This is a genomic window from Nodosilinea sp. FACHB-141 (assembly GCF_014696135.1).
GTDB lineage: Bacteria > Cyanobacteriota > Cyanobacteriia > Phormidesmidales > Phormidesmidaceae > Nodosilinea.
Genome location: NZ_JACJPP010000007.1, coordinates 532,614 through 553,915, shown reverse-complemented (window position 1 = coordinate 553,915; position 21,302 = coordinate 532,614). Strand labels below are relative to the sequence as shown.

19 protein-coding genes are annotated in these 21,302 nt (G+C 57.6%); 10 read left to right on the top strand and 9 right to left on the bottom strand.

Annotation, left to right across the window (positions count from 1 at the left end; translation table 11 throughout):
• Positions 1–71: 71 nt before the first annotated feature.
• Entirely contained in the window at positions 72–1,139 is a 1,068-nt protein-coding gene (locus H6F59_RS05940) for an adenosine deaminase (protein ID WP_190518690.1), read from the bottom strand.
• A gap of 333 nt (positions 1,140–1,472) precedes the next feature.
• On the opposite strand from H6F59_RS05940, the gene H6F59_RS05935 reads away from it, so the two are divergent.
• The 5 genes from H6F59_RS05935 to dprA all read left to right on the top strand — a co-directional run bounded on the left by H6F59_RS05935 (position 1,473) and on the right by dprA (position 6,598).
• Positions 1,473–2,807, top strand: a complete 1,335-nt coding sequence (locus tag H6F59_RS05935) for an adenylosuccinate synthase (RefSeq protein ID WP_190696369.1) — start codon at positions 1,473–1,475, stop codon at positions 2,805–2,807.
• Between the two features lie 49 nt (positions 2,808–2,856).
• Positions 2,857–3,453: a 50S ribosomal protein L25/general stress protein Ctc gene (locus H6F59_RS05930; protein ID WP_190696365.1), complete on the top strand. Its 597-nt coding sequence runs from the start codon at positions 2,857–2,859 to the stop codon at positions 3,451–3,453.
• Between the two features lie 91 nt (positions 3,454–3,544).
• Positions 3,545–5,080, top strand: a complete 1,536-nt coding sequence (locus H6F59_RS05925) for a bifunctional aminoglycoside phosphotransferase/ATP-binding protein (protein WP_190696362.1) — start codon at positions 3,545–3,547, stop codon at positions 5,078–5,080.
• A 42-nt stretch (positions 5,081–5,122) separates the two neighbouring features.
• Positions 5,123–5,401: a hypothetical protein gene (locus H6F59_RS05920; protein ID WP_190696358.1), complete on the top strand. Its 279-nt coding sequence runs from the start codon at positions 5,123–5,125 to the stop codon at positions 5,399–5,401.
• 54 nt (positions 5,402–5,455) lie between these two features.
• Positions 5,456–6,598 (top strand): DNA-processing protein DprA, encoded by a 1,143-nt coding sequence (gene dprA, locus H6F59_RS05915; protein WP_190696355.1) that lies wholly within the window; start codon positions 5,456–5,458, stop codon positions 6,596–6,598.
• On the opposite strand, the gene H6F59_RS05910 is transcribed toward dprA, so the two are convergent.
• Positions 6,595–7,176, bottom strand: coding sequence for an FHA domain-containing protein (locus tag H6F59_RS05910; RefSeq protein WP_190518705.1), 582 nt, complete (start codon positions 7,174–7,176; stop codon positions 6,595–6,597). The two genes, dprA and H6F59_RS05910, sit on opposite strands and share 4 nt — an antisense overlap.
• A gap of 410 nt (positions 7,177–7,586) precedes the next feature.
• On the opposite strand from H6F59_RS05910, the gene H6F59_RS05905 reads away from it, so the two are divergent.
• Positions 7,587–9,029: a 1-acyl-sn-glycerol-3-phosphate acyltransferase gene (locus tag H6F59_RS05905; protein ID WP_313887125.1), complete on the top strand. Its 1,443-nt coding sequence runs from the start codon at positions 7,587–7,589 to the stop codon at positions 9,027–9,029.
• Here the strand turns inward: H6F59_RS05905 and H6F59_RS05900 are convergent.
• Both H6F59_RS05900 and H6F59_RS05895 read right to left on the bottom strand, forming a co-directional pair.
• Entirely contained in the window at positions 8,983–9,573 is a 591-nt protein-coding gene (locus tag H6F59_RS05900) for a DUF1802 family protein (protein ID WP_190696350.1), read from the bottom strand. The two genes, H6F59_RS05905 and H6F59_RS05900, sit on opposite strands and share 47 nt — an antisense overlap.
• A 20-nt stretch (positions 9,574–9,593) precedes the next feature.
• Positions 9,594–10,367 (bottom strand): HAD family hydrolase, encoded by a 774-nt coding sequence (locus tag H6F59_RS05895; RefSeq protein ID WP_190696348.1) that lies wholly within the window; start codon positions 10,365–10,367, stop codon positions 9,594–9,596.
• Between the two features lie 182 nt (positions 10,368–10,549).
• Between H6F59_RS05895 and aspS the strand changes: the two genes are divergently transcribed.
• The 3 genes from aspS to H6F59_RS05880 all read left to right on the top strand — a co-directional run bounded on the left by aspS (position 10,550) and on the right by H6F59_RS05880 (position 14,766).
• Positions 10,550–12,343: an aspartate--tRNA ligase gene (gene aspS / locus H6F59_RS05890; RefSeq protein ID WP_190697218.1), complete on the top strand. Its 1,794-nt coding sequence runs from the start codon at positions 10,550–10,552 to the stop codon at positions 12,341–12,343.
• A gap of 80 nt (positions 12,344–12,423) precedes the next feature.
• The gene (locus tag H6F59_RS05885; RefSeq protein WP_190696346.1) at positions 12,424–12,987 is read left to right on the top strand and encodes a Uma2 family endonuclease; all 564 of its coding nucleotides are present in this window, start codon (positions 12,424–12,426) and stop codon (positions 12,985–12,987) included.
• A 336-nt stretch (positions 12,988–13,323) separates the two neighbouring features.
• Positions 13,324–14,766: an ammonium transporter gene (locus tag H6F59_RS05880; RefSeq protein WP_190696344.1), complete on the top strand. Its 1,443-nt coding sequence runs from the start codon at positions 13,324–13,326 to the stop codon at positions 14,764–14,766.
• Positions 14,767–14,805: 39 nt separating this feature from the next.
• On the opposite strand, the gene H6F59_RS05875 is transcribed toward H6F59_RS05880, so the two are convergent.
• The 5 genes from H6F59_RS05875 to H6F59_RS05855 all read right to left on the bottom strand — a co-directional run bounded on the left by H6F59_RS05875 (position 14,806) and on the right by H6F59_RS05855 (position 19,537).
• The gene (locus H6F59_RS05875; protein ID WP_190696342.1) at positions 14,806–15,513 is read right to left on the bottom strand and encodes a GvpL/GvpF family gas vesicle protein; all 708 of its coding nucleotides are present in this window, start codon (positions 15,511–15,513) and stop codon (positions 14,806–14,808) included.
• Between the two features lie 140 nt (positions 15,514–15,653).
• The gene (locus H6F59_RS05870; protein WP_190696339.1) at positions 15,654–17,258 is read right to left on the bottom strand and encodes a hypothetical protein; all 1,605 of its coding nucleotides are present in this window, start codon (positions 17,256–17,258) and stop codon (positions 15,654–15,656) included.
• Between the two features lie 108 nt (positions 17,259–17,366).
• Positions 17,367–17,954, bottom strand: coding sequence for a 3-isopropylmalate dehydratase small subunit (leuD, locus tag H6F59_RS05865; protein WP_190696336.1), 588 nt, complete (start codon positions 17,952–17,954; stop codon positions 17,367–17,369).
• 713 nt (positions 17,955–18,667) lie between these two features.
• Positions 18,668–18,898, bottom strand: coding sequence for a hypothetical protein (locus H6F59_RS05860; protein ID WP_190518728.1), 231 nt, complete (start codon positions 18,896–18,898; stop codon positions 18,668–18,670).
• 300 nt (positions 18,899–19,198) lie between these two features.
• A complete protein-coding gene (locus H6F59_RS05855) occupies positions 19,199–19,537 on the bottom strand; it encodes a hypothetical protein (protein WP_190696333.1) in 339 nt (112 codons plus the stop codon).
• 212 nt (positions 19,538–19,749) lie between these two features.
• On the opposite strand from H6F59_RS05855, the gene H6F59_RS05850 reads away from it, so the two are divergent.
• Positions 19,750–21,237: a tetratricopeptide repeat protein gene (locus tag H6F59_RS05850; RefSeq protein ID WP_190696330.1), complete on the top strand. Its 1,488-nt coding sequence runs from the start codon at positions 19,750–19,752 to the stop codon at positions 21,235–21,237.
• Positions 21,238–21,302 lie beyond the last annotated feature (65 nt).

Sequence of the window (21,302 nt, the reverse complement as noted above, 5' to 3'; positions counted from 1 at the left end):
TTGCTCCAGCCCCAGCAGCATTGCCAGAAATGCGACCAAAACCGGTGCAACCTTAGTTTAGAACAGGCCTGTTAAGACAGCGAGCCCCTCTCAGCCAACTCCCTAGTGGGTAGGGGGCTGACGGGCGGCACTTGCAGCATGTCGGTCAGCAGCGTGGAGGGGGGCTGGCTGTGAGGCCAGGCGAAGGCGTGGCGAAAGGCCGCTTCCTGGCAAGCTTGCAGCTCCTCAAAGCCGATGACGTCGTGGGTGAGCAGGTTTTCGTACTCAAAGGGCAGGCGCACGTTGTGCAGCCCGGCGTTGTCGGTGCAGATAGCAATATCGACCCCGGCCTCAAAGCAGCGATCGAACACGACTTTGAGCTGGCTGATTTCGTCTAGGGTGCCGGTCTTGAGGTAGGTGGTGGGGCACACCTCCAGGCACTGCCCCCGCGCCGCTACCTCAGGCAGTAGCTCCGGGTGCCGCAGCGGAATTTGAATGCCGTGGCCAATGCGCATCAGGTAGGGCAGCAATTTGGGATGGTCGCCATCGACGGTTTCGTAGAGGTGGCCGGTGGTTTTGAGGCCTAGATCCTGGGCGCGCTGGTAGAGCTGGGTAAACTCGTCGATGCGATCGCCGTACTTCGCGTCACCGCCCGCCACATCGACCGCACACACATATTCGGGATATTGCCCCGCCAGTTCCACAATTGCCTGGTTCACCTCGTGGGGCAGCCGCGAGTGCATACAGAGAATCTGCTTGGTCACAATGGGATACTCAGGCTGCTGGCTGGCTCGCCCGACAATTTCTACAATCTCGGCCATCGCCTCAATGCGCTGGTTCTGGGTCAAATGCTCAGGGGTGCGCAGGTAGGGGGTATAGCGCAGCTCTAAGTAGGCCAGGTTTTCAAAAATGTAGGCACCCCGAATCAGGCGATAGATGAAGTAGGGTAAGGCCTCGTAGGTTTGCACACTCTCGACGAGGGTATGCAGCTCTAGATACTCCGCAAGAGTATTCCGGGGACGGGTGTAAAACTGCTCAAACGCTGGGTAATCAGCAAACTGGCCCGACAGATCGGGGCGATTGCGCTCAAAATAGCGCCACAGGACTCGGGGTACAACAGAACCGCCTAGATGACGGTGTAGTTCAGCATATAGACTCACGGCAACCTCCGCCTTAATGAAGCTTTTGTAGTGCAGCTTTTATAGATGGGCTGGGCTCGCAATGGCCTCTCAGAGCCGACTTAACCCCTGCAGAGAGGCTGTGCCAATACCATCGCGAGTCTTTGAAAAATCTAAAGAAATGTAAACTAGATATTCCCCTGTTCTATCGCATATTTCACTCATTGGGTATAAGGTTAAACACATTTAATTTGCTAAGGGTTCGGGCTCTAGGTAGCGTTACCTTTAGTCAGAGTCACAAGATCTTGAAGTTGACACAATTACATTTACCTAGTGATAATGGGAATTTGTGTGAACTTTAGAGCCTGAATTCCCTTGGCAAACGTTGTAGTAATTGGGGCCCAGTGGGGCGACGAAGGTAAGGGCAAGATTACCGATTTGCTGAGTCGTTCGGCAGACGTAGTTGTGCGCTACCAGGGTGGGGTCAACGCCGGTCACACCGTCGTTGTTAAAGATCAAACCTTCAAGCTGCACCTGATTCCCTCCGGTATTCTCTACCCCGATACTGAGTGCGTTATCGGCAGCGGCACCGTTATTGACCCTAAGGCTCTAATTGGCGAACTCGACAAGCTGGTCGAGCTAGGAATTTCCACTAAAAACCTCTTCATTTCCAACGCGGCCCACGTCACCATGCCCTATCACCGCCTGATCGATCAGGCGTCGGAGGAGCGCCGGGGCAACCATAAGATCGGCACCACCAAGCGCGGCATTGGCCCTACTTACGCCGACAAGTCTGAGCGCATTGGCATCCGCGTCATTGACCTGATGGACTACGCCCGCCTCCGCAAGCAGCTGGAGTGGACGATTCAGTACAAAAACGGCATTCTCGAAAAGTTGTACGATCTCGCCCCCCTCGATCCAGCGGCGGTGATTGACGAATACATTGAGTATGCTGAGCGGCTGCGGCCCCACATTATTGACAGTTCCCTCCATGTCTATCAAGCCATTCGCCAGCGCAAAAACGTGCTGTTTGAAGGGGCCCAGGGCACTTTACTCGACCTCGACCACGGCACTTATCCCTACGTTACCTCCTCTAACCCGGTGGCGGGGGGGGCCTGCATTGGCACCGGCATTGGCCCCACGGTGATTGACCGGGTGATTGGGGTGGCTAAGGCCTACACCACTCGCGTTGGGGAAGGCCCCTTCCCCACCGAGCTGACCGGTGACATGGGTGAGTTGCTCTGCGATCGCGGTGCCGAGTTTGGCACCACCACCGGTCGTCGCCGCCGCTGCGGCTGGTTTGATGCCGTGATTGGTCGTTATGCGGTGCGCATCAACGGCCTCGACTGCCTCGCTGTCACCAAGCTCGATGTGCTCGACGATGTGGATGAGATTGAGGTGTGCGTGGCCTACGAACTGGACGGCGAGCGCTGCGAAGAGCTGCCGGCCAGTGCCGAGGCCTTTGGCCGCTGCAAGCCCATCTACAAAACCATGCCCGGCTGGAAACAGCCCACTGACCACTGCCGATCGCTGAGCGACCTGCCCAAAGCTGCCCTAGACTATCTCAAGTTTTTGGCGGAGTTGATGGAGGTCCCGATCGCGATCGTGTCGCTTGGGGCCAGCCGCGACCAGACTATCATCGTAGAGGACCCCATTCACGGGCCGAAACGGGCGCTGCTCTACGAGAATGGCGAGTCCCAGGTAGCCTAGGGCTTGGCAAGTTTGTTTTTTGAATTTATTTTTAACGGGGGGATTTTCCATGGAACTGACTATTGAGTGCAAATCGCGCGATGCAAAGGCCAAGCCTAACGCCCTGCGCCGTGAAGGGCTGCTGCCGGTAGTCCTTTACGGCCACCAGGGCACTGAGTCGGTGTCGCTGACTGTCAACCAAAAAGATGCTGACCTGCTGCTGCGCAAGGCTGCGGTCAACAACACCATGATTGACCTCAAAATTCCAGATATGCCCTGGAATGGCAAGGCTCTGCTGCGGGAAGTTCAGGCTCACCCCTGGAAGAAAATCGTGTACCACCTCAGCTTTTTTGCCGTTAAGGCCCAGGATTTTGTGGAAGTGGGCGTAGCGCTCAACTTTGTGGGGGAGCCCACAGGTGTGAAAGACGAGGGCGGTGTGCTCAACACTGAGATCAACGAAGTTACGGTCAAGTGCAAGGCTATCGACATCCCCGAGGTAATTGAGGTGGATGTGTCTGGGCTGGCTGTGGGTGACTCACTCACCGTGGCTGACCTGGTGCTCCCCGAGGGCGCTGTGGTAGCTGGCGACCAAACTCAAACCATTGCTACAGTGCTTCAGGGCCGCATGGCTGACGGCGAAACCGAGGACGAAGCGGCGGCAGAATAGACTTGCTAATACGGCAGGTTTTAATCCCTAGGGGCTAGGAAACACATTCCTGGCCCCTTTGTAGCGTTAGGCAGTTTTTGGCAGGTAGAGTATGGCCGATTTTGCACTTCCCGAGTTGATTCAGCAGATGAGTCAGCCGGAGTTTTATCCCCACCCGGTAGTTGAGCCCATTCGGCTGCTGCAAACCCACGTGTCCTATGTGCTGCTGACTGGTGACTACGCCTACAAGGTGAAAAAGCCGGTAAATTTTGGCTTTCTAGACTATTCCACCCTGGAAAAGCGGCATCACTTTTGCCAAGAAGAGCTGCGGCTTAACCAGCGGGGGGCCGGGGCGCTTTACTTAGAAGTAGTCGCTCTGGGCCAAACCGGAGAGACCTATCACCTCGGCAGCGGCACGACCGTGGAGTATGCCGTCAAAATGGTGCAGTTCCCGCAGGATACGCTGCTGAGCGCCCTGTTCGATCGCGGCGAACTCACCGAATCCCTGATGGCAGAGCTAGCAACGGCCGTGGCTGACTTTCACCTGGGGGCCGAAACCAATGACCACATTCGCACCTTTGGTGCGGTAGAGCAGATTCGCCAGGCCTTTGACGAAAACTACCAGCAAACCACTGGCTTTATCGGCGGCCCTCAGACCCAAACCCAGTTCGATGAGACCAAGACCTACACCGACTCTTTCTTCGCGGCCCATGGCGATCTGTTTGAACGGCGGGTTGAACAAAACTGGATTCGCGCCTGCCACGGCGACCTGCACCTCAATAATCTGTGTCGCTGGCAAGGGCAGCTCTATCTCTTTGACTGCATTGAGTTTAACGAGCCCTTTCGCTACGTCGATGTGATGTACGACGTCGGCTTTGTGGTGATGGATTTGCTATCTAAGGACTGCGCCACACTGGCCACGGTGTTTTTGAATCACTACGTAGAGCGCACCGGCGACTGGGAAGGGGTGCAGCTGCTGCCCCTGTACATTAGCCGCCAGGCCTACGTGCGAGCCAAGGTGACCTCATTTTTGCTCGGCGATCCGTCAGTGGATGAAGCGACCAAGCAGCAAGCGGCTGAGACGGCGGCTGGCTACTACCGCCTCGCCTGGTCGGTGTGCCAACCCCGCAGCGGTGCAATCTACATAATGGCCGGGCTGTCTGGCTCGGGCAAGTCCACCACCGCTCGGCAGTTGGCTAGTCACATCAATGCCATTCACCTGCGCAGCGATGCGGTGCGCAAGCACCTGGCCGGGGTGCCCTTAGACCAGCGGGGCGATGACAGCCTCTACACCCCAGAGATGACGGAGAAGACTTACGATCGCCTCCTCACCCTTGGCATTGCCCTGGCTCAGACCGGCTACCCAGTGATTCTCGACGCCAAGTACGATCGCCAAGCTTTGCGCCAAACCGCAATTGAGACCATTCAGCAGGCGGAACTGCCGGTGAGCATTCTGCACTGCACGGCTCCCCTTGAGGTATTGGAGCAGCGGGTGCGCGATCGCGCGGGGGATATTGCTGATGCGACTGTAGCGGTGCTTCAACGCCAGCACATGGAGCCCTTTACTGAGGTCGAGCAGCCGCTGGTGCAGGCGATCGATACGACCCAAGCGGTGCCCCAGCAAATAGCCGCTATAGTAGGGGCATAGGCACTTGCCTAGCCTCACTAGCGCCCCAAAGAGGATGTACCGGTGGCCGACAAAATTATTCCACCAGCGCTAAAAATTTGGCTGGCCTTTCTATTTATATTCTTGCTGCTGGGCTATGGCGTGGTGCCCAGCATTTTGCTGGGGGCAGTGGCCGGTTTTGCCGGAGGCACCATCAACGCATGGTGGATGACGCCTGGGGGTGAGCCCACCACCACCTTAGAACTGCCGGCACCCCTGCGACAGCTCAACCCGAGACGGCTGCCCCTGGGCAGTCTCTTTAGGCGCAGCGGCACCCAGCGTTTACCCAGGGCGCGTCGGTAGGGCTTGCAGCACGATGCGGGCATACTGAGCGGGAGATTTTAACCCCCGTCCAGCATGGCAGAACGAGCGTATTGGCTAGCCTGGGCCCAGGCTCATGGCCTGGGCCCAATTTTGTTGAAGCGACTGTGCAGCCACTTTGGCACCCTATCTGCCGCCTGGCATGCTGAGGGAGCAGCTCTGCTGGAAGTGGAAGGCATTGGCCTAGGGACGGGATCCAAACTGGTGGAGTATCGGCAGACGGTTTCTCCGCTAGAGCTACTAGCCAGCTACGAACAACAGCATCCCAATTTTTGGACTCCAGCAGATGCAGAGTACCCGGCCCTGCTCTACGAAATTACTGATCCGCCGCCGCTGCTGTTTTATCGGGGGCAGCCGGAGCTGGCGGGTGCTCTGCACTTGGTGCCATCGGTTGGGGTGGTGGGCACTCGCAACCCCTCAGACTACGGTCAGCGCTGGACCCGCCGCCTGACCCAGCAACTGGTGGCCCACGATGTGATCGTAGTCTCGGGGTTGGCTAAGGGGGTCGATCGCTACGCCCACCAGCAGACCCTAGACAGCCATGGTCTCACCATTGCGGTGCTGGGAACGGGGGTTGATCAGGTTTACCCCCTGGGCAACCGCGATCTGCACGATCGCATTGCCCGCCATGGTCTGCTGCTCAGTGAGCACCCCAACGGCACACCCCCCGATCGCGCCCACTTTCCCCGCCGCAACCGCATCATTGCCGGGCTCAGTCGAGCGGTGGTAGTGACCGAGGCTCCGGCGCGATCGGGAGCACTGATTACGGCGCAGTTGGCCAATGACTATGGCCGCGATGTGTTTGCGGTGCCGGGGTCGCTAGATAACCTCAACAGCGAGGGCTGCTTGGGGCTGATCAATCAGGGCGCCCAGATGATTTTGAACGACATGACGCTGATCGCCGCTCTCGGACAGATGCCCCAAATTAGCAATGGTGAATCGGCGGGCAGCGCTTTGACTGGAAAGGGCGATCGCCCGCCGGTAAGTCCTCCGGTGACACCGCCCCTATCCCCCACCATGGCCCAGGTACTGGCCACCATTACTAGCGAACCCATTTCCCTCGACGGCCTGGTGCAGCAACTGGCCCAGCCCACTGGGGAGGTGCTGGCCACCCTCGTGCAGCTAGAGCTGATGGGTCTAGTCACCCAGCTGCCGGGCATGCGCTACCAGCGCTATTAAGCGTCGTACCACACCGATTGGTCGCAGCGCTGCTGCAAAAACTCAAACCGCAGACTGCCCAACTTCACCAAGTCGCCGTCTTGCAGGTAGTGGCGCTGGGCCGGGGCCAGGCGGCGTCCGTTCACCCAGGTGCCCCCATCGCTGCCCAGGTCGGTGAGAAAGAAGCCTCGCAGGGAGTCAAAGTTGAGCGCCGCATGGCAGTCGGCAATTCCCGGCCGGGACATGGCCACGGCGCAGCAACGGCCCTGCCCCAGCAACCAGCGGGTGCCACACGGGGTGACCTCAATGGCGCGCTCGGCGTTGATGTTGGTGCTGAGAAAGGCGCGATCGTCGGCCACAATGCCCTGCACATACCAATCGGTGCGGTAGCAGTGGTTTTGGGCTGTCAGAATGGGGTCGATAATATCGGCCACTTGCTCAAGGTCATAGCTCATGTTGCGAAAGAGCGTATCTAGCAGCCAGGGGGGTGAGGCGATTCCCGTTGGGGTCGCTTCGCGAATCGCGCCACCACTTGAACCTTTGGGTGTAGTGCTAGATCGCTGATCTGAGTTGGCAGAAAAGAAGGGGGAGGAAACCATAACAAACCGTCGTTTTACCGCTAACTACGTCTCTAGAACAGGTCATCCACCAACCGCAGCCTGGGCCGTAGCCTTGTTTGGAAGGGACATGGTTGTGGTGTACCTGGCTTATGCACCGGCCCAAAGTTCAACAGGTAACGTTGGGCGTTGTAGAGAAACTCCTTAGGGACTGTGATAACCACACGTGACGATTTTCCTCAAGCGCCTCGCCCGGTCGGGTTTGGCTCTTGCCATTAAACTGGGTTTCTACGGTAGGCACAATGCCAGGGCTAGGGTTGCTTATAAAAGCTTTATAGTTTCTCCGCAATTCCACTGATGAGCTTTAATCCGCTACCAGCACCAACGGAGTTTGGCGCTGCTCTGCTATATCATCGGGGTATTCATTAATGCTCTGGCCGGGGGCTAAACCCGTGAACCCCTCCACCCGTGCTCAGCCGCCGTTGAGCTTTATTCCCCCCGCGCTGGATACTCGGGTGCTAGCCCTGGTGCGCCTGGGGCTGCCCTACTGGATGCGCTGGCGAGAACAAGTTCAGCACGTAGAGGTGGTCAACGCCGAAGGGCTGGTGCAGTTGTACAAAGCATTTGATGCCGGAGAAACCCGGTTTCTACTGGCCTTTCGCCATCCCAGCCCGCTCGACTCATTTTGCATAGGCCATTTGCTGTGGTACACGGTACCCCAGCGAGCCCGAGAATTAGGTGTCGAGCTCAAGCGCCCGGTTCACGTGCACTTCATCTACGATCGTGGCATTCCCCTTTGGGCTGGTGCTTGGGTCGGCAAGCTCTACGCCAAATTGGGCGGCACCCCCATCCAACGGGGCAAGGTCGATCGCCAGGGGCTGCGATCGGCTCGCCAGCTGCTGGCCAATGGTCAGTTTCCCCTCGCCGCTGCCCCCGAGGGCGGCAACAATGGCCACACCGAAATTGTCAGCCCTCTAGAGCCGGGGGTAGCCCAGATGGCCTTTTGGTGCGTAGATGATCTGCACAACCAGGGACGAGCGGAGCAGATGGCGATCGCCCCCCTGGGCATCTCCTATCGCTACATCACACCGCCCTGGCGCGAACTTGATCGCTGGCTCGATCGCCTAGAACAGGAGACTAGTCTGGCTCCCCGACAGCATCTCTACCCGCCCGGCGACACCTCTAAAACCGCCATCGAGCAGCGCTATCGTCGGCTCTCTAATCTGGGGGAGCGTCTGCTCACCCTCTTAGAAAATTATTACCGCCGGGTGTATCGTGTGGCGATTCCTGCGGTTGACTCCAGCAATCGCCCCGATGCCGTGCCCCCAACTAACGCCCTGAGCAGTCGCCTCGAAGCCCTAATGAATGCGGCCCTACAGGTGGCCGAAACCTACTTTCAGCTCCTGCCCAAAGGCAGCACCATTGACCGCTGTCGCCGCATTGAGCAAGCCGGGTGGGAGCATATCTTTCGCCAAGACGTTGTGGGCAACCCGCGACTTTCAGCAGTGGAGATGGGGCTAGCCAATCGCGAGGCCGAAGAAGCCTCCCTCCGCATGTGGCACATGCGCTTGGTGGAGAGCTTTATCGCTGTTACGGGCCAATACGTGCGCCAGCGACCCTCCGCCGAGCGCTTTGCCGAAACGGTGATGATTTTGCGCGACACGGTGTGCTTAATTCAAGGCAAAAACTCCTTTCCACGGCCCAAGCTGGGGCCACAGCGAGCGGTGCTCACGGTGGGGGAGCCGATCTCGGTGAGCGATCGCTGGCCCGACTACAAAACCAATCGCAAACAGGCCGTTGCCCAGCTCACTGCCGACCTGCAAAGCGCTCTAGAAGCCATGATTACGCCTATTCTGCCAGGCTCGGAGTTATCGCAGGCAGATGCGCCAAAATAGCCTCAACCTGCTGCTGATAATCTGCCTCCGCAAGAGCTGGAGTGCTATTCTCCACTCCCACCTCCTGGCCGACCTCCACCCAGGAGCGGCAGCCGCTGTAGCCCTTGTGACGAGGCAGCAGCAACGGCTGCTGAAAACGGTAGGCCCTTAGCAACAGCCCGTAGAGCGGGCGATCGGGCTGCCAGTTGAGCCGCTCTGCCACAAATTGCTCGTTCCATACCAGGTAGGGTAGCAGAGCCGCCACCTCTGCTTCAGCAGTGAGGGGCAGGGCGTGGGTAATGGTCGCCCACCCGTCAAACCGAACCTGGTCGTCGTGATCGGCTTCCTCTGTCATCAGGGGCCGAAAGGCATCCTTCAGCAGGGCCGCTTTTTGATGCTCGACGGTGGGCAGCAGCAGCACCTGCCGGGCCGCCAGCGAAAACTGTCCTTTAGCCTCGCGAATGCCACCCTTGCGCAGCAGCAGAATGGTTTCGCCTTGTAGCAGTGCCGTCACAGCCACCTGCCATTCCTTTAAAACCCACGACACCATCGTTTTTGCCTCCATTTTGCAAGGTCAAGGCATTGTTAAATTTCGAAATCTGGGGAACCAACAGCTAGCACGGCCAAATCATCCCAGTGCGCTAATACCAGGCTAGCTCCTACAACGGGCGATCGCCCCCAGGGTTCTGAGACAGAAATGAATCCTGCTGCTTGAGCCTGTTCTGCCAATGCTAGATCGGCCCAGCTATCGCCAACGACCAGGGTGTGCGCGACTGAGACTTGAAGGCGATCGCACACTACCCCCAGCAGCGTTGGATCGGGCTTAGGCGGATCCTCTGGCCTAGTACCCTGCCACGCATCTACCCAGGGCAGCAGCTCATAATGGGTCAAAAATTCTTCGACAAAGGCTGGGCTATCGGATGACAACACCCCGATTTTTAAGGGACTGTGGTGCATTCGCTCTAGCATTGCGGCGGTGCCTTCAAAGGGTGGGGTGTAGGCGGCCTTGCCCTTGCGCTTGGCGTTAACCGCCGCGAAGCATTCTGCCACTAGCTCCGTCGCCTTCTGTGGAGGATAGCCAGCCTGCGCTAACACAGCTACGGCCCCCTGCTTGTTGGCCTCGCGGGTGCCCGCCGCCATTAGCCCATCGGGGTCGATGCCGCTGGCAGACACGCCAAAACAGTCTAAAAGAGCCGGAATTAACGCATCTCCAAATCCTGCGGCCCTAGCACAGGTCTCTGCCCGCGCCAGGGCAGTGTGGTGCAACAGCTTCAGGGAGTCGGCCAGGGTGCCGTCTTTATCAAATACGATCGCCTCCACATCGGCAATGCTTTGCTGCCCGCATCGCACCCAGACCATAGCTTTACGCTCCTGATAACAACAGCGACCCCGGCTCCAAATTGTCGGTGCAGCGGCCTCAATAGGGCTAGGGGTGCAGATGAGAATTTTGTCAGGAATTGGTTGAAAAAAATAGCTTTCAAGCTCACCCACTATCCTAGATAATGGGAAGGTTTTGAAATTTGAAATATAAGCAGTTCACTATGCGCACCCACTACTGCGGCACCCTGCGGGCCAGCGACATTGGCAGCACCGTTACCCTGTTCGGCTGGGTCGATCGCCGCCGCGACCATGGGGGCGTTATTTTTATTGATCTGCGCGATCGCACTGGCGTCGTGCAAATTGTCAGCGATCCAGAACGTACTCCGGCTTCCTATCCCCAAGCTGACCCGCTGCGCAACGAGTATGTGGTCAAAATTCAGGGGCGGGTCAGCCAGCGCCAGGAGGGCTCTGTGAACCCCAAGCTGCCCACGGGTGAAATTGAGATCTACGCCGACACCATCGAGCTACTGAACGCGGTGCGCAAACCGCTGCCGTTTCAGGTCTCCACCGCCGATTCGGAAACCGTGCGCGAAGACCTGCGGCTGCGCTATCGGTATTTAGATTTGCGGCGCGATCGCATGGCCCAGAACCTGCGCATTCGCCACGAAGTCACCAAAGCCATTCGCCGATTTCTCGAAGACCAGGAGGGCTTCTACGAAGTCGAAACCCCCATTCTCACCCGCTCCACTCCAGAAGGGGCGCGCGATTACCTGGTGCCCTCGCGGGTCAACCCTGGCGAGTTTTACGCCTTGCCCCAGTCGCCCCAGCTCTTCAAGCAGCTGCTGATGGTGTCGGGAGTCGATCGCTACTACCAGATCGCTCGTTGCTTCCGCGACGAAGACCTGCGCGCCGATCGCCAGCCCGAGTTCACCCAGCTCGATATGGAAATGAGCTTCATGACCCAGGACGAGATTCTAGCGCTGAATGAAGCTCTGGTAGCCCATATTTTTAAGGCTGTAAAAGGCGTTGAAATTCCCCGCCCCTTCCCGAGGCTCACCTATGCCGAGGCGATGGATCGCTACGGCAGCGACAAGCCCGACACCCGCTACGGCCTGGAGCTGGTAGATGTGTCTGACCTGGTGAAAGACTGCGGCTTTAAAGTATTTTCTGGCGCGGTAGCCGACGGCGGCATCGTCAAGGTGCTACCCATCCCCAACGGCAACGACCAGATCTCCAACGTGCGCATTAAGCCCGGTGGCGACCTGTTTAAGATCGCTGCCGATGCTGGGGCCAAGGGCCTAGCTTATGTGCGGGTAAGGGCCGACGGTGCGGTGGACACCATTGGGGCGATTAAAGACAACCTCGGCCCTGAGCAAATGGCAGAACTGCTGCGCCGCACCGGAGCCACCGAAGGCACGCTGCTTCTGTTTGGGGCGGGGCCAACCGCGATGGTGAATGCCACCCTGGATCGATTGCGCCAGGCGATCGCCCGCGAGATGGATCTAATTCCCACAGATAGCCTCAACCTGTTGTGGGTCACCGACTTTCCTATGTTTGAGTGGAACGCCGACCAGCAGCGGCTAGAGGCTCTGCACCACCCCTTCACCGCTCCCCACCCCGACGACGTGGGCGACCTCAAATCTGCTCGCGCCGTGGCCTACGACATGGTGCTCAACGGCTATGAAATTGGCGGCGGCAGCCTGCGCATCTACCAGCCCGAGGTGCAGAGCCAAGTGTTTGAAACAATTGGCCTGACTACCGAAGAAGCCCACGACAAGTTTGGCTTTTTGCTCGAAGCCTTTGAGTATGGCACCCCGCCCCACGGCGGCATTGCTTACGGGCTCGATCGCATCGTCATGCTGATGGCGGGCGAGGAGTCGATCCGCGATGCGATCGCCTTCCCCAAGACCCAGCAGGCCCGCTGTCTGCTCACCCAGGCTCCCTCTGGTGTAGACGAATCGCAGCTCAAGGAACTCGCGATCGCCTCCACCTACGAGCCAGAGGCAGACGAGTAAAATTGGAGGTAAGGGGATGGGGCACAAACTAATCCCCTATTGGTGGGCAGTGCTCACCCTACGGTTGCCCGGAGTTATTGATGGTTGCCACTAAGCTCTCTCTGGCCGATTTCTTCAGTCTGGAAACAGACTCAGATTCTCTCTGTGAGTTTGTGGATGGGGAAGTGATTGAGATGCCACCAGAGAGTCCGCGAAATGTGCTGATCTCGTTGTTTTTATTACAACGGTTTTTGCAAATCGTGCCCTTCCACTGGTTGCGCCGCATGGATACCGAAGTCGTGGTATCCGGACGAGTGCGGATTCCGGATTTGCTGGTGTTGGGCGTAGACTTGGCGGCGCTGTTAGAAGACACGGGCCGCAGCACCATCACTGAAGACATGCCTGCCCCTTTGCTGGTGGTTGAGGTAGTTTCGCCGGGCAAAGCCAATGAAGACCGCGACTACCGCTACAAGCGATCGGAGTATGCGGTCCGAGGCATTCCAGAATACTGGATTGTAGACCCAGCGAAGGCAAAGGTGACTGTACTCACTCTAGTAGACGGGTTGTATGAAGCTCAGGTGCTACAGGGAGAGGCCATTTTACAGTCACCCCAGTTTCCAGAGCTGAGTTTAGCCCTGGCTAAGGTGCTGTCGCCCACAGGCTGATATAGCACCTGCTTGTGGGCTAACCAAGCAGCAGTCCGGTTTCTAGACTTAGTGCAGCAATAGCGTTCTACCAATCAGGCTTTTTCAGAAGCCTCGGCTAGATCCTCTCTTTTGCGCTTGCGTAACTCCACCAAAAAATCAAGGCTTCTACGGGATTTCACTTAAACTATGCAGAGAGGGTATGTAGCACCACATAACGATTGAGACTCGCCGCAGATAAAGGCGATCGCCCCATGGCTTGCCCTCAGGAAGTATAAAAACTTGCACCATGAACTGTAATTCGTGGCAACCTATGGGCTTATTAGCAGAGAGCCGATTGGGAGACACGTGATCGTTATGTTGCAGCAACCACAACGAGCCTTGAAGCAACCTTTGCACCCGTTGAGCAGGCCAGGGGGACGGTGGCGCTATATACCCTGGGTGGCTCTAGGGAGCTTGCTGATTTTCTGTCCGGCTGCTTTTGCCCAAAGCGCTACTACGGCCGACCTCAAGGTGGCGCTAGACACAGCCTGGGTGCTGTTGACCAGCTTTTTAATCTTCTTTATGAACGCCGGGTTTTGCATGCTCGAAACCGGCTTTTGCCGCAGCAAAAACGCCGTCAACCTGTTGGCCAAAAATCTGATTGTGTTCGGTCTTTCAACCCTGGCCTTTTGGGTGGTCGGCTTTGGACTCATGTTTGGTGACGGCAACCCTCTATTTGGCACGTCTGGTTTTTTGCTGCAAGGAGCCGACAACAGCCCCGCTGTTGGCGATGCCTACCGAGGCACCTATAGTGCCTTGGCCTGGGCTGGGGTACCGCTAAATGCCAAATTTTTCTTTCAGCTAGCCTTTGCGGGTACAGCGGCCACTATTGTGTCTGGGGCCGTGGCGGAGCGCATCAAATTCTTAGCCTTCTTTATTTTTAGCCTGCTGCTGGTGGGGTTGTTGTACCCAATCACCGGCCACTGGGTGTGGGGCGACGGCATGCTCGCTAATTTGGGCTTTTACGATTTTGCCGGCTCTACCGTGGTGCACACAGTTGGTGGCTGGGCCGCGCTGATTGGAGCTATTTTGCTGGGGCCACGGCTGGGGCGCTTTCAGGCTCGTCCGGTTGCCATGCCGGGGCACAATCTGAGCATTTCTGCTCTGGGTTGCCTGATTTTGTGGCTGGGTTGGTTTGGCTTCAACCCCGGCTCCACCATGGCTGCCGACCCCTTACCCATCAGCCATATTGTCGTGACCACCAACATCGCTGGTGCCCTGGGGGGATTAGCTGCTACCGTCACCTCGTGGATTTACCTCAGCAAGCCCGACCTATCAATGATCATCAATGGGGTGCTGGCGGGTCTAGTGTCTGTTACCGCCTCCTGCGCCTACGTTAACCTGGGCAGTGCAGCACTCATTGGTCTGGTGGGAGGGGTGATTGTTGTCTTTTCAGTGACATTGCTGGACAGCTTGAAAATTGATGACCCAGTAGGCGCTGTGTCGGTGCATCTAGTCTGTGGCACGTGGGGTACCGTTGCGCTGGGGCTGTTTAGCGTTGGCCCTGGTAGCTACTCTTGGTATGGCGGTGATGGGCCCTTAGCCGGCTTGTTTATGGGAGGCGGCATTCAGCAATTGCTGGTGCAGCTGTTGGGGATTGCGGCGGTGGGGGCGTTTACCGTCACGTTTAGCCTCCTGTGTTGGCTGACGTTGCGGGCCACTGTGGGCATTCGCGTATCTGAAGCCGAGGAAATTCAAGGCCTTGATCTGGGCGAGCACGCGATGGAGGCCTATCCAGAGTTTCAGGTCGGGCCGTAAGGGATCAGGTGAATGGGTAGGACGAGTTAAGGAGATTTCCTAGACGAAGTGGTAGGGGGGTAGAGGGTCGCTGAGCATGAGAGTCCAGTGGTTGGTCTGCGATCGCCACTCCTCTACCCGCTGCTCTAGGCTCTCGGCATCGGCGCGATCGATCAGCAGATACACTCGCGCTTCTCCAGCGGGGCTTTCGGCCTCAATGTAGTTGTCGTAGGTGGCATGAAGGTCGTTGAGCACCTGGTCAAGCTCATAGTGTTGCTGCTCTTGGGCGGCGGTTTGATCCTGGAGGCGCTGCTTTTTCGCCAGAAAGTAGTCGCGCCCGGTGAGCCCTTCAGCTAGGGGCGGCAGTTCAGCGGGTTGGGCGATCAGCTTGAGCTGGTATTCAACTTGGTGACCTAGGATAGCGAGCTTGGCGGCATAGTCGGCGCCCTGGCTGGCCAGGTGAACTTTGAGATGCTCAATGGAAGCAATCTGAGTGCCAAACCGCAGGGGCAGCAGGGGCGTGTGTTGAAACAGCTCACAGATGACGCGATCGTGGCTGAGCACCGCGTTGAGCAGCCGCGGTTCGTCGGTCTGCAGGGTCTCTAGATCAACGCCGGTTTCAACTATGGCGGCAACATTATCTACGGCAATCAACCGGGTGGGTGCAGCCAGTCCGAGGGGTAAGGGCAGAGGCTGCAAGGGGCGAGGGCAAATGCTGTAGAGGTAGATGGGCTCTTGAATTAGCCCTGGAGTTAGCTCTGGAGACACGATATCTAAAGCCTTTGGGATGCGCCACAGTTCGATCTCACTCTAGGCGATTTGCCCCCTGGCTCGGGATGTCTCTGGCACAAACATTTACGGCTTTTGCCATCGTTGGAACAGAGAACAACCGTCCTGAGAATCTGTTGCTACAGCGTAGTTTGCAGAGTAAAGCACCAGTCGAGGGTGAGCTGCCCTGCCTGGCAGCCAGCCTCGCCATCGAGCCGGTGCAGATGAATTGGGGTGCCCTGGCGCAGAGCCGCGATCGCAGGTGTATGCGCTCCCAGATCGTGATCCACAAGCGCGGTTAGATCGGCCACCGTGAGCGGCGGTCCCCACGGGTCATCGGCCACATCGACGGCAGCCTCACCAGGTAGCGCCTGAGGCGCAGTGGGCAAAAGTCGGCCTCGGCCTAAGTCCACAATCCAGCTGCGGTTAGAGGTAGTAAGCTGCATCAGCGGGCGCAGGTAGAGGCTGCCCTGCTGCCAGCTCAGTCCTGGAGGCAGCACCTGGGCCGATACGCCTCCCATCAGCTGCATCACCCGTTCTGAGCTTTGGGCTAAGTGCCAGCGCAGCCGGGGCCACAGGTCCGCTACCAACACCGGCTCATGGACAAAGGTGTGCTTAAATAGGCCGCTGGCTCCCTGCACCAGATCGGTAGCGGCGTAGGTGACGCGGTTGCAAAGATCTTCCCGGTCACCCTCTGAACCCAGCAGCATTTGGGGTAGATGCTGCGCCACAACCTGCTCGGCGTAGGCACTCAGAAAAGTTTGAATCCAGCGTTCATCGGTAAAGGTGAGCCAGTCGCCCAGCACGCCAGCGGTAGCATCGTCTGGGCCATCGACCAGGGTGCTGGCAAAGTCATCTAGGGTAAAGCCCGATACAGCTGTCCCAGCGCTCTGCTTACCCCCCGGCGGCAGATACAGCGCGTCGGGCATTGCCTCGCCATGGCTACTATAGGGCTGAGATGGACCTTGAGTCTCCATTTCGGCCAGGTGCAGGCGAAGGTGCAAAATGCCGTTCTGCCAAGGTTGAAAGGGACGGAGGGCATCAACTTCGCAGCCGTCAACGAGTAAAGCGCCCAAGCCAGGCTGGGTGTAGCCTACTACTTGCTGAGCCACCTGAGCCAACAGGTCACCACAGGACAGGAGCTGGCCGTCCAGGTCATTCTCCAACAGTTGAATTTCGACATCTTTAGCCAGATATAGCGCCGACACCGGATCTGTTTGAGTTACCAGATCGAGGGCGTAGCCGGTCTTTTCCGAGGTGAGGGTGAGCACCGGCATCAGGCGCACAATGCGGATTGCCCCCTGCGCCTGAGGACTAAAGATGCGGGCCTGCACACCCTCAATGAGGCGCATCACTTCGTAGCCACTGCTGGCAAGCATCCACAGCAGGTGGGGCACCAGGTGGGGCACCGGTACCAGGACGCTGGCGGAAGGCACTGGTAGGGTTGACGCCGTTAATAGGTCCAACAACTCCCCAGTTTCTTCGCTTAGGTAGGGGGCCAGGTTGTCAGGGGTTTGGGGCAGGTCGGCGGGCCAGCCGCCCAGAGGCGATCGCAGCCTCATGCTCTGGGCTACCAACTGCTTCACCGCTGCCGCGATCGCCGGCACGCGACCCAAGGTGGGGCGCTCGATGGCTAAGGGAGCCATGCGGCACACCGTATTGCCCAGGGTTGCAGCTGTAGCACCCGGCAGGGCCAAATCGGCTTGCAGCCAGGGGGTCAGCGATCGCACAGCAGAAGAAACCATAGCAAAGCCCGCATGGGGGGTGAGGGATCTCCCTAGAGAGTGCCTATTTCTGCGGCAAAATCCACAGGGCGTTGCAAATCTATGGGTGGAGACACGGAAGCCGTGAGCTTACCAGGCTACGTAGGGCAGCGTTGCCGCCGTGGCTCGAATGGCGTCGGCATTGGCTACCAACTGACCGCAAGCATCCCAGGTGCCCGCCAAGAACGCTTGACGCACGCCCTCGGGCATAGACACAGCTCCGGCCTCGGCCCCAACGGTCACGGTTTGAGTTGCCAGGTCGAGCGTCACCACCGTCGTAGGATCAGCGTCTAGCGCGGCCTGCACCTGACCTACCACCTCGGCAGTGGCCGTCAGACAAGGGATGCCGATCGCGACGCAGTTGCCAAAGAAAATTTCTGCAAAGCTCTCGCCCAGCACAGCTTTAATACCCCAGCGGGCGATTGCCTGGGGAGCGTGCTCCCGCGACGAGCCGCAGCCAAAGTTGCGGTTGACCACCAAAATTGTCGCCCCCTGGTACTGGGGCTGGTCAAAGGGATGGCGACCTTCTAGAGCGGCGCGATCGTCGGCAAACACCTGCTCGCCCAGCCCGTCAAAGGTCACGCACTTGAGAAACCGAGCCGGGATGATGCGATCGGTGTCGATGTCGTTGCCTGTAAGGGGAATGCCGGTACCGGTAATTTGTTCTATCTGCGTCACTGCGATCGCTCCTTGCCCTTGCGCCTCTGGCTGAAATCAGTGGGTCACCTCTATAAAGGCAACCGCCTACTAATAGTAGCCTCTGGATGCCCCCACCATAGCTCCGACATCCCAGCCCAAGGGCGCTTCTGCCGCTTTAAGCCTAAGTTAAAATCTGAGCTTTTCAACAGAATGATAGCGGCTGTTAACCCAACCATAAACTTTGGTATCATCCCTAGCCATGGGCAAATGAGGAGAGTATCTTAGTGAATAAGGAAGCAAATCACCTGACTCAAAAAAACGATTTCTTCCCCGACAGATCGAATAGTTCAGTCTTGTTAAATAGGAGGTACGTTATCGATTTAACGTCTGAATCTATCTCGTCAAATACCAGCAGCACTTTACTCGGTTGTTGATATTTCCTCGCTGTAACTGATGAGAGCTCTGCAAGAAATGCCTAGAGACGCTATAAACCCCACGCGATGGTTTCTTTACGACGGCATTTAAACATCTCTATTTAATCGGAACTTTCTTGAGGAAAACTCTCAAGTTAATCAGTCTAAGTGCTGCTGTCTCCGAATTGCTTCAACGACATCCTGTCTGGAGGAAAATAATCCAGTCCATTGTGTCTAGTTACAGGCTATAAGGTTTAAATTTAGAAACCCCCGGCAGACGCTCTGTCGGGGGTTTCCATTATTAGTAATTTGCTTTAAGTGAATGGTTTAAAGCTGAGCTTATCCCTCAACCCGCATGCTCTGAGGCCCGTGGATGAGTTCCGACAGTTCAGGCATCATTAGATCGGCCTGGGCCGTAGGCATCAGCCCCATCGCCGATATCGGCTCTTCGATCGGGGCAGGAGCCATCATATCGCTGGGCAAAAAGATGCGGGCGCTCACTGCCAGCATTGCCACCGCAAAAATCAGCACAATCAGCAGGGGCGCAATGTAAGACCGAAAAAACGACATAGGGCCGACGCGTGTAAAGGGATGTAACTCATGCTCTCATCTTACACGGAAGGCGGGATAGAGGGGATAAGGAAGAAGGAGGATATAAGGGCAACTGAGTGGATAAAAAGAAGGAATTCAACCGTCAGTGAGGTCCACCATTTAGGACACAAAGGCTCGCAAGGTACAGCAGAGCGATCGCCCGCCCCGCCACAAAAAATTTCCTAGCCCACCTAAGGCCCAGCAAGAGCAGCAAAGGCCTTGGAACTAAAGAACCAAGTCGGCTGCCATCACAGCCCAATAAAGGAATAGGATTTGTGCCTAAGAGCCAGCTCTTTCAAGCTGTGTGACCCGAGTTTCAAGCTGCCTGACCTGCTGCTTGAGTTCGATCGCTAACGTGGCCAGGTTGTCGAACTGCTCGTCAAGGGAAGGCTCGACCCCGGGTGAAGTAATTGTGGGCAGGCTAGGGGCGGGACGGTTGGGAATGGAGAGCTGAGATTCTATCTGTCTGACCTGGGATCTCAGTCGACCGAGTTCAGACTCCAGACTACTTAATCGCATATCTATGCGGGCTTCGCTTTGGGCCTTGGCATAGTGCCCTAGCCCCAGCCACAGCAAGACCCCCAGCAGCAGACCAATGGACCAACGTGCGATCGCCATGTTATCTCCTTGCCACCGCCGCTGCTATGAAGGCAAAAAGCTGACAGCGGGTACTTACAATTCTAGAAAAAACTCTTTAAACCCGTCTCTCAACCAAATAAGCTGACCTATCATTAGCGCCAGGGGCGTGGGTGGGTATGCTGACAAAACAGTCTGCTTAGGGGCAGCACCAGCCTACTGAATCTGCAAAAACCGTCGGTTGAGGGGAAGCCATGAAACTGCATTACGCCATTTTGCTATTGGGTCTGGGCCTAATGATTGGGGCCACCCCTGGGAGGGGCTATGCCCAAGCTCCCGCTGAACCTGAAGTCATGGAACCTGAGGCAGCTGGCCCCGAGGAGATGGACCTCGAAGGCCTTGAGCCTACCCCAGCTGAGCTTGAAGCGCCCGAACCGGAGGCAGCTGAGCCCGGTCTATCGGCTATTGGTGCCTACAACCAGGGGGTGGAACGCTACAACAGCGGTGACTATGACGCTGCCCTCGAATCCTTTGACCTAGCGATCGAAAAGGATCCTAGTCTGGCCAACGCCTACCTCTACCGGGGCCTAATCTACTCTGAGCAGGGCGACTACGATCGCGCCCTCATCGACCTCAACCAGGCCCTCGACCTTGACCCTAGCAACGCTAACGCCCTCTTTGCCCGAGGCAGCATTTACTATCGCCAAGGAGAGTCTAGCCAGGCTCAGGCCGATTTCAACACCGCTCTAGAGCTCAACCCAGATTCTGTAGAAGCTTATCTCTACCGCGGTCTCATCGACAGCGAACAGGGTCGTTACGATCTCGCCATCGAAGATTTTTCCACCGCTATTGAGCTGACTCCCGACAATCCGACAGCCTACGTACTGCGGGGCTTTGCCCTAGAGCAGGAAAACAACTACACCGCAGCCGTTGCTGACTTTAGCAAGGCCATTGAGCTGAACGGCGATCTGCCGCGAGCCTATATGGGGCGCGGTGTGTCCTATTACCACCTAGGATTGTTTGACGCGGCCTTGAGCGACCTCAACGAGGCCGTCAACCGCGACCCTGAACTGGCCCGGGCCTACCTCAACCGTGGCCACGTCTATTTCCGCCAGGGCCGACCTGGGCGGGCTTTACAAGATTTGGATCGTGCCCTTGAGCTCAACCCCGAGCTGACTGAAGCCTACATGAGTCGGGGCACTGTTCGAGCCAGCCAGGGCGACTTGGGCGGAGCCCAGCAAGACTTTGCGCAGGTGCTACAGCTCAATCCTGACTCGGCCATGGCCTACAAACAAAAGGGCGATGCGCTACTACAAGCGGGGGATGCGACCGCCGCGATCGCCGACTATACCGAAGCGCTGTTCCTCGACCCCGCCTACGCGGAAGCTTTTAAGGCTCGGGGCGACGCTCGCCTGTCTACGGGGGATGTTTTTGGTGCGATCGACGATTACAGTCAGGCCCTTGCAGCGCAACCCAGCTACCTAGAGGCCTACTCGGCTCGCGGCTCGGCTTACCTCCAGGTGAACCAGCCCCAGGATGCCTATCAAGATCTCACTCAGGCTATTGTGAGCGCCTCCAACAGCGCCGACCCAAGGCTGTTTTACAACCGAGGGGTGGTACGCGCCCGCTTGGGGGATGATGCCGGTGCTCGCCGCGACTTTGAGCAAGCCGCCCAGCTCTTTTTACAGCAGGGAGAAGCTGCAGGCTATCGACAAACGCTCAACCAGATGAGCCAGTTGTAGAAGGTGAGGATATGAGGAAGGTGAGGATATGGAGGAGATAATAGGCATAGCAGCCGAAGCCGTGG

Excerpts from the sequence above, each read along its gene's own strand:
- H6F59_RS05930 (WP_190696365.1), top strand. The coding sequence starts at position 2,857 with ATGGAACTGACTATTGAGTGCAAATCGCGCGATGCAAAGGCCAAGCCT.
- H6F59_RS05925 (WP_190696362.1), top strand. The coding sequence starts at position 3,545 with ATGGCCGATTTTGCACTTCCCGAGTTGATTCAGCAGATGAGTCAGCCG.
- dprA (WP_190696355.1), top strand. The coding sequence starts at position 5,456 with ATGGCAGAACGAGCGTATTGGCTAGCCTGGGCCCAGGCTCATGGCCTG.
- H6F59_RS05910 (WP_190518705.1), bottom strand. The coding sequence starts at position 7,176 with ATGGTTTCCTCCCCCTTCTTTTCTGCCAACTCAGATCAGCGATCTAGC.
- H6F59_RS05900 (WP_190696350.1), bottom strand. The coding sequence starts at position 9,573 with ATGGAGGCAAAAACGATGGTGTCGTGGGTTTTAAAGGAATGGCAGGTG.
- H6F59_RS05895 (WP_190696348.1), bottom strand. The coding sequence starts at position 10,367 with ATGGTCTGGGTGCGATGCGGGCAGCAAAGCATTGCCGATGTGGAGGCG.
- aspS (WP_190697218.1), top strand. The coding sequence starts at position 10,550 with ATGCGCACCCACTACTGCGGCACCCTGCGGGCCAGCGACATTGGCAGC.
- H6F59_RS05885 (WP_190696346.1), top strand. The coding sequence starts at position 12,424 with ATGGTTGCCACTAAGCTCTCTCTGGCCGATTTCTTCAGTCTGGAAACA.
- H6F59_RS05880 (WP_190696344.1), top strand. The coding sequence starts at position 13,324 with ATGTTGCAGCAACCACAACGAGCCTTGAAGCAACCTTTGCACCCGTTG.
- H6F59_RS05870 (WP_190696339.1), bottom strand. The coding sequence starts at position 17,258 with ATGGTTTCTTCTGCTGTGCGATCGCTGACCCCCTGGCTGCAAGCCGAT.
- H6F59_RS05860 (WP_190518728.1), bottom strand. The coding sequence starts at position 18,898 with ATGTCGTTTTTTCGGTCTTACATTGCGCCCCTGCTGATTGTGCTGATT.
- H6F59_RS05855 (WP_190696333.1), bottom strand. The coding sequence starts at position 19,537 with ATGGCGATCGCACGTTGGTCCATTGGTCTGCTGCTGGGGGTCTTGCTG.
- H6F59_RS05850 (WP_190696330.1), top strand. The coding sequence starts at position 19,750 with ATGAAACTGCATTACGCCATTTTGCTATTGGGTCTGGGCCTAATGATT.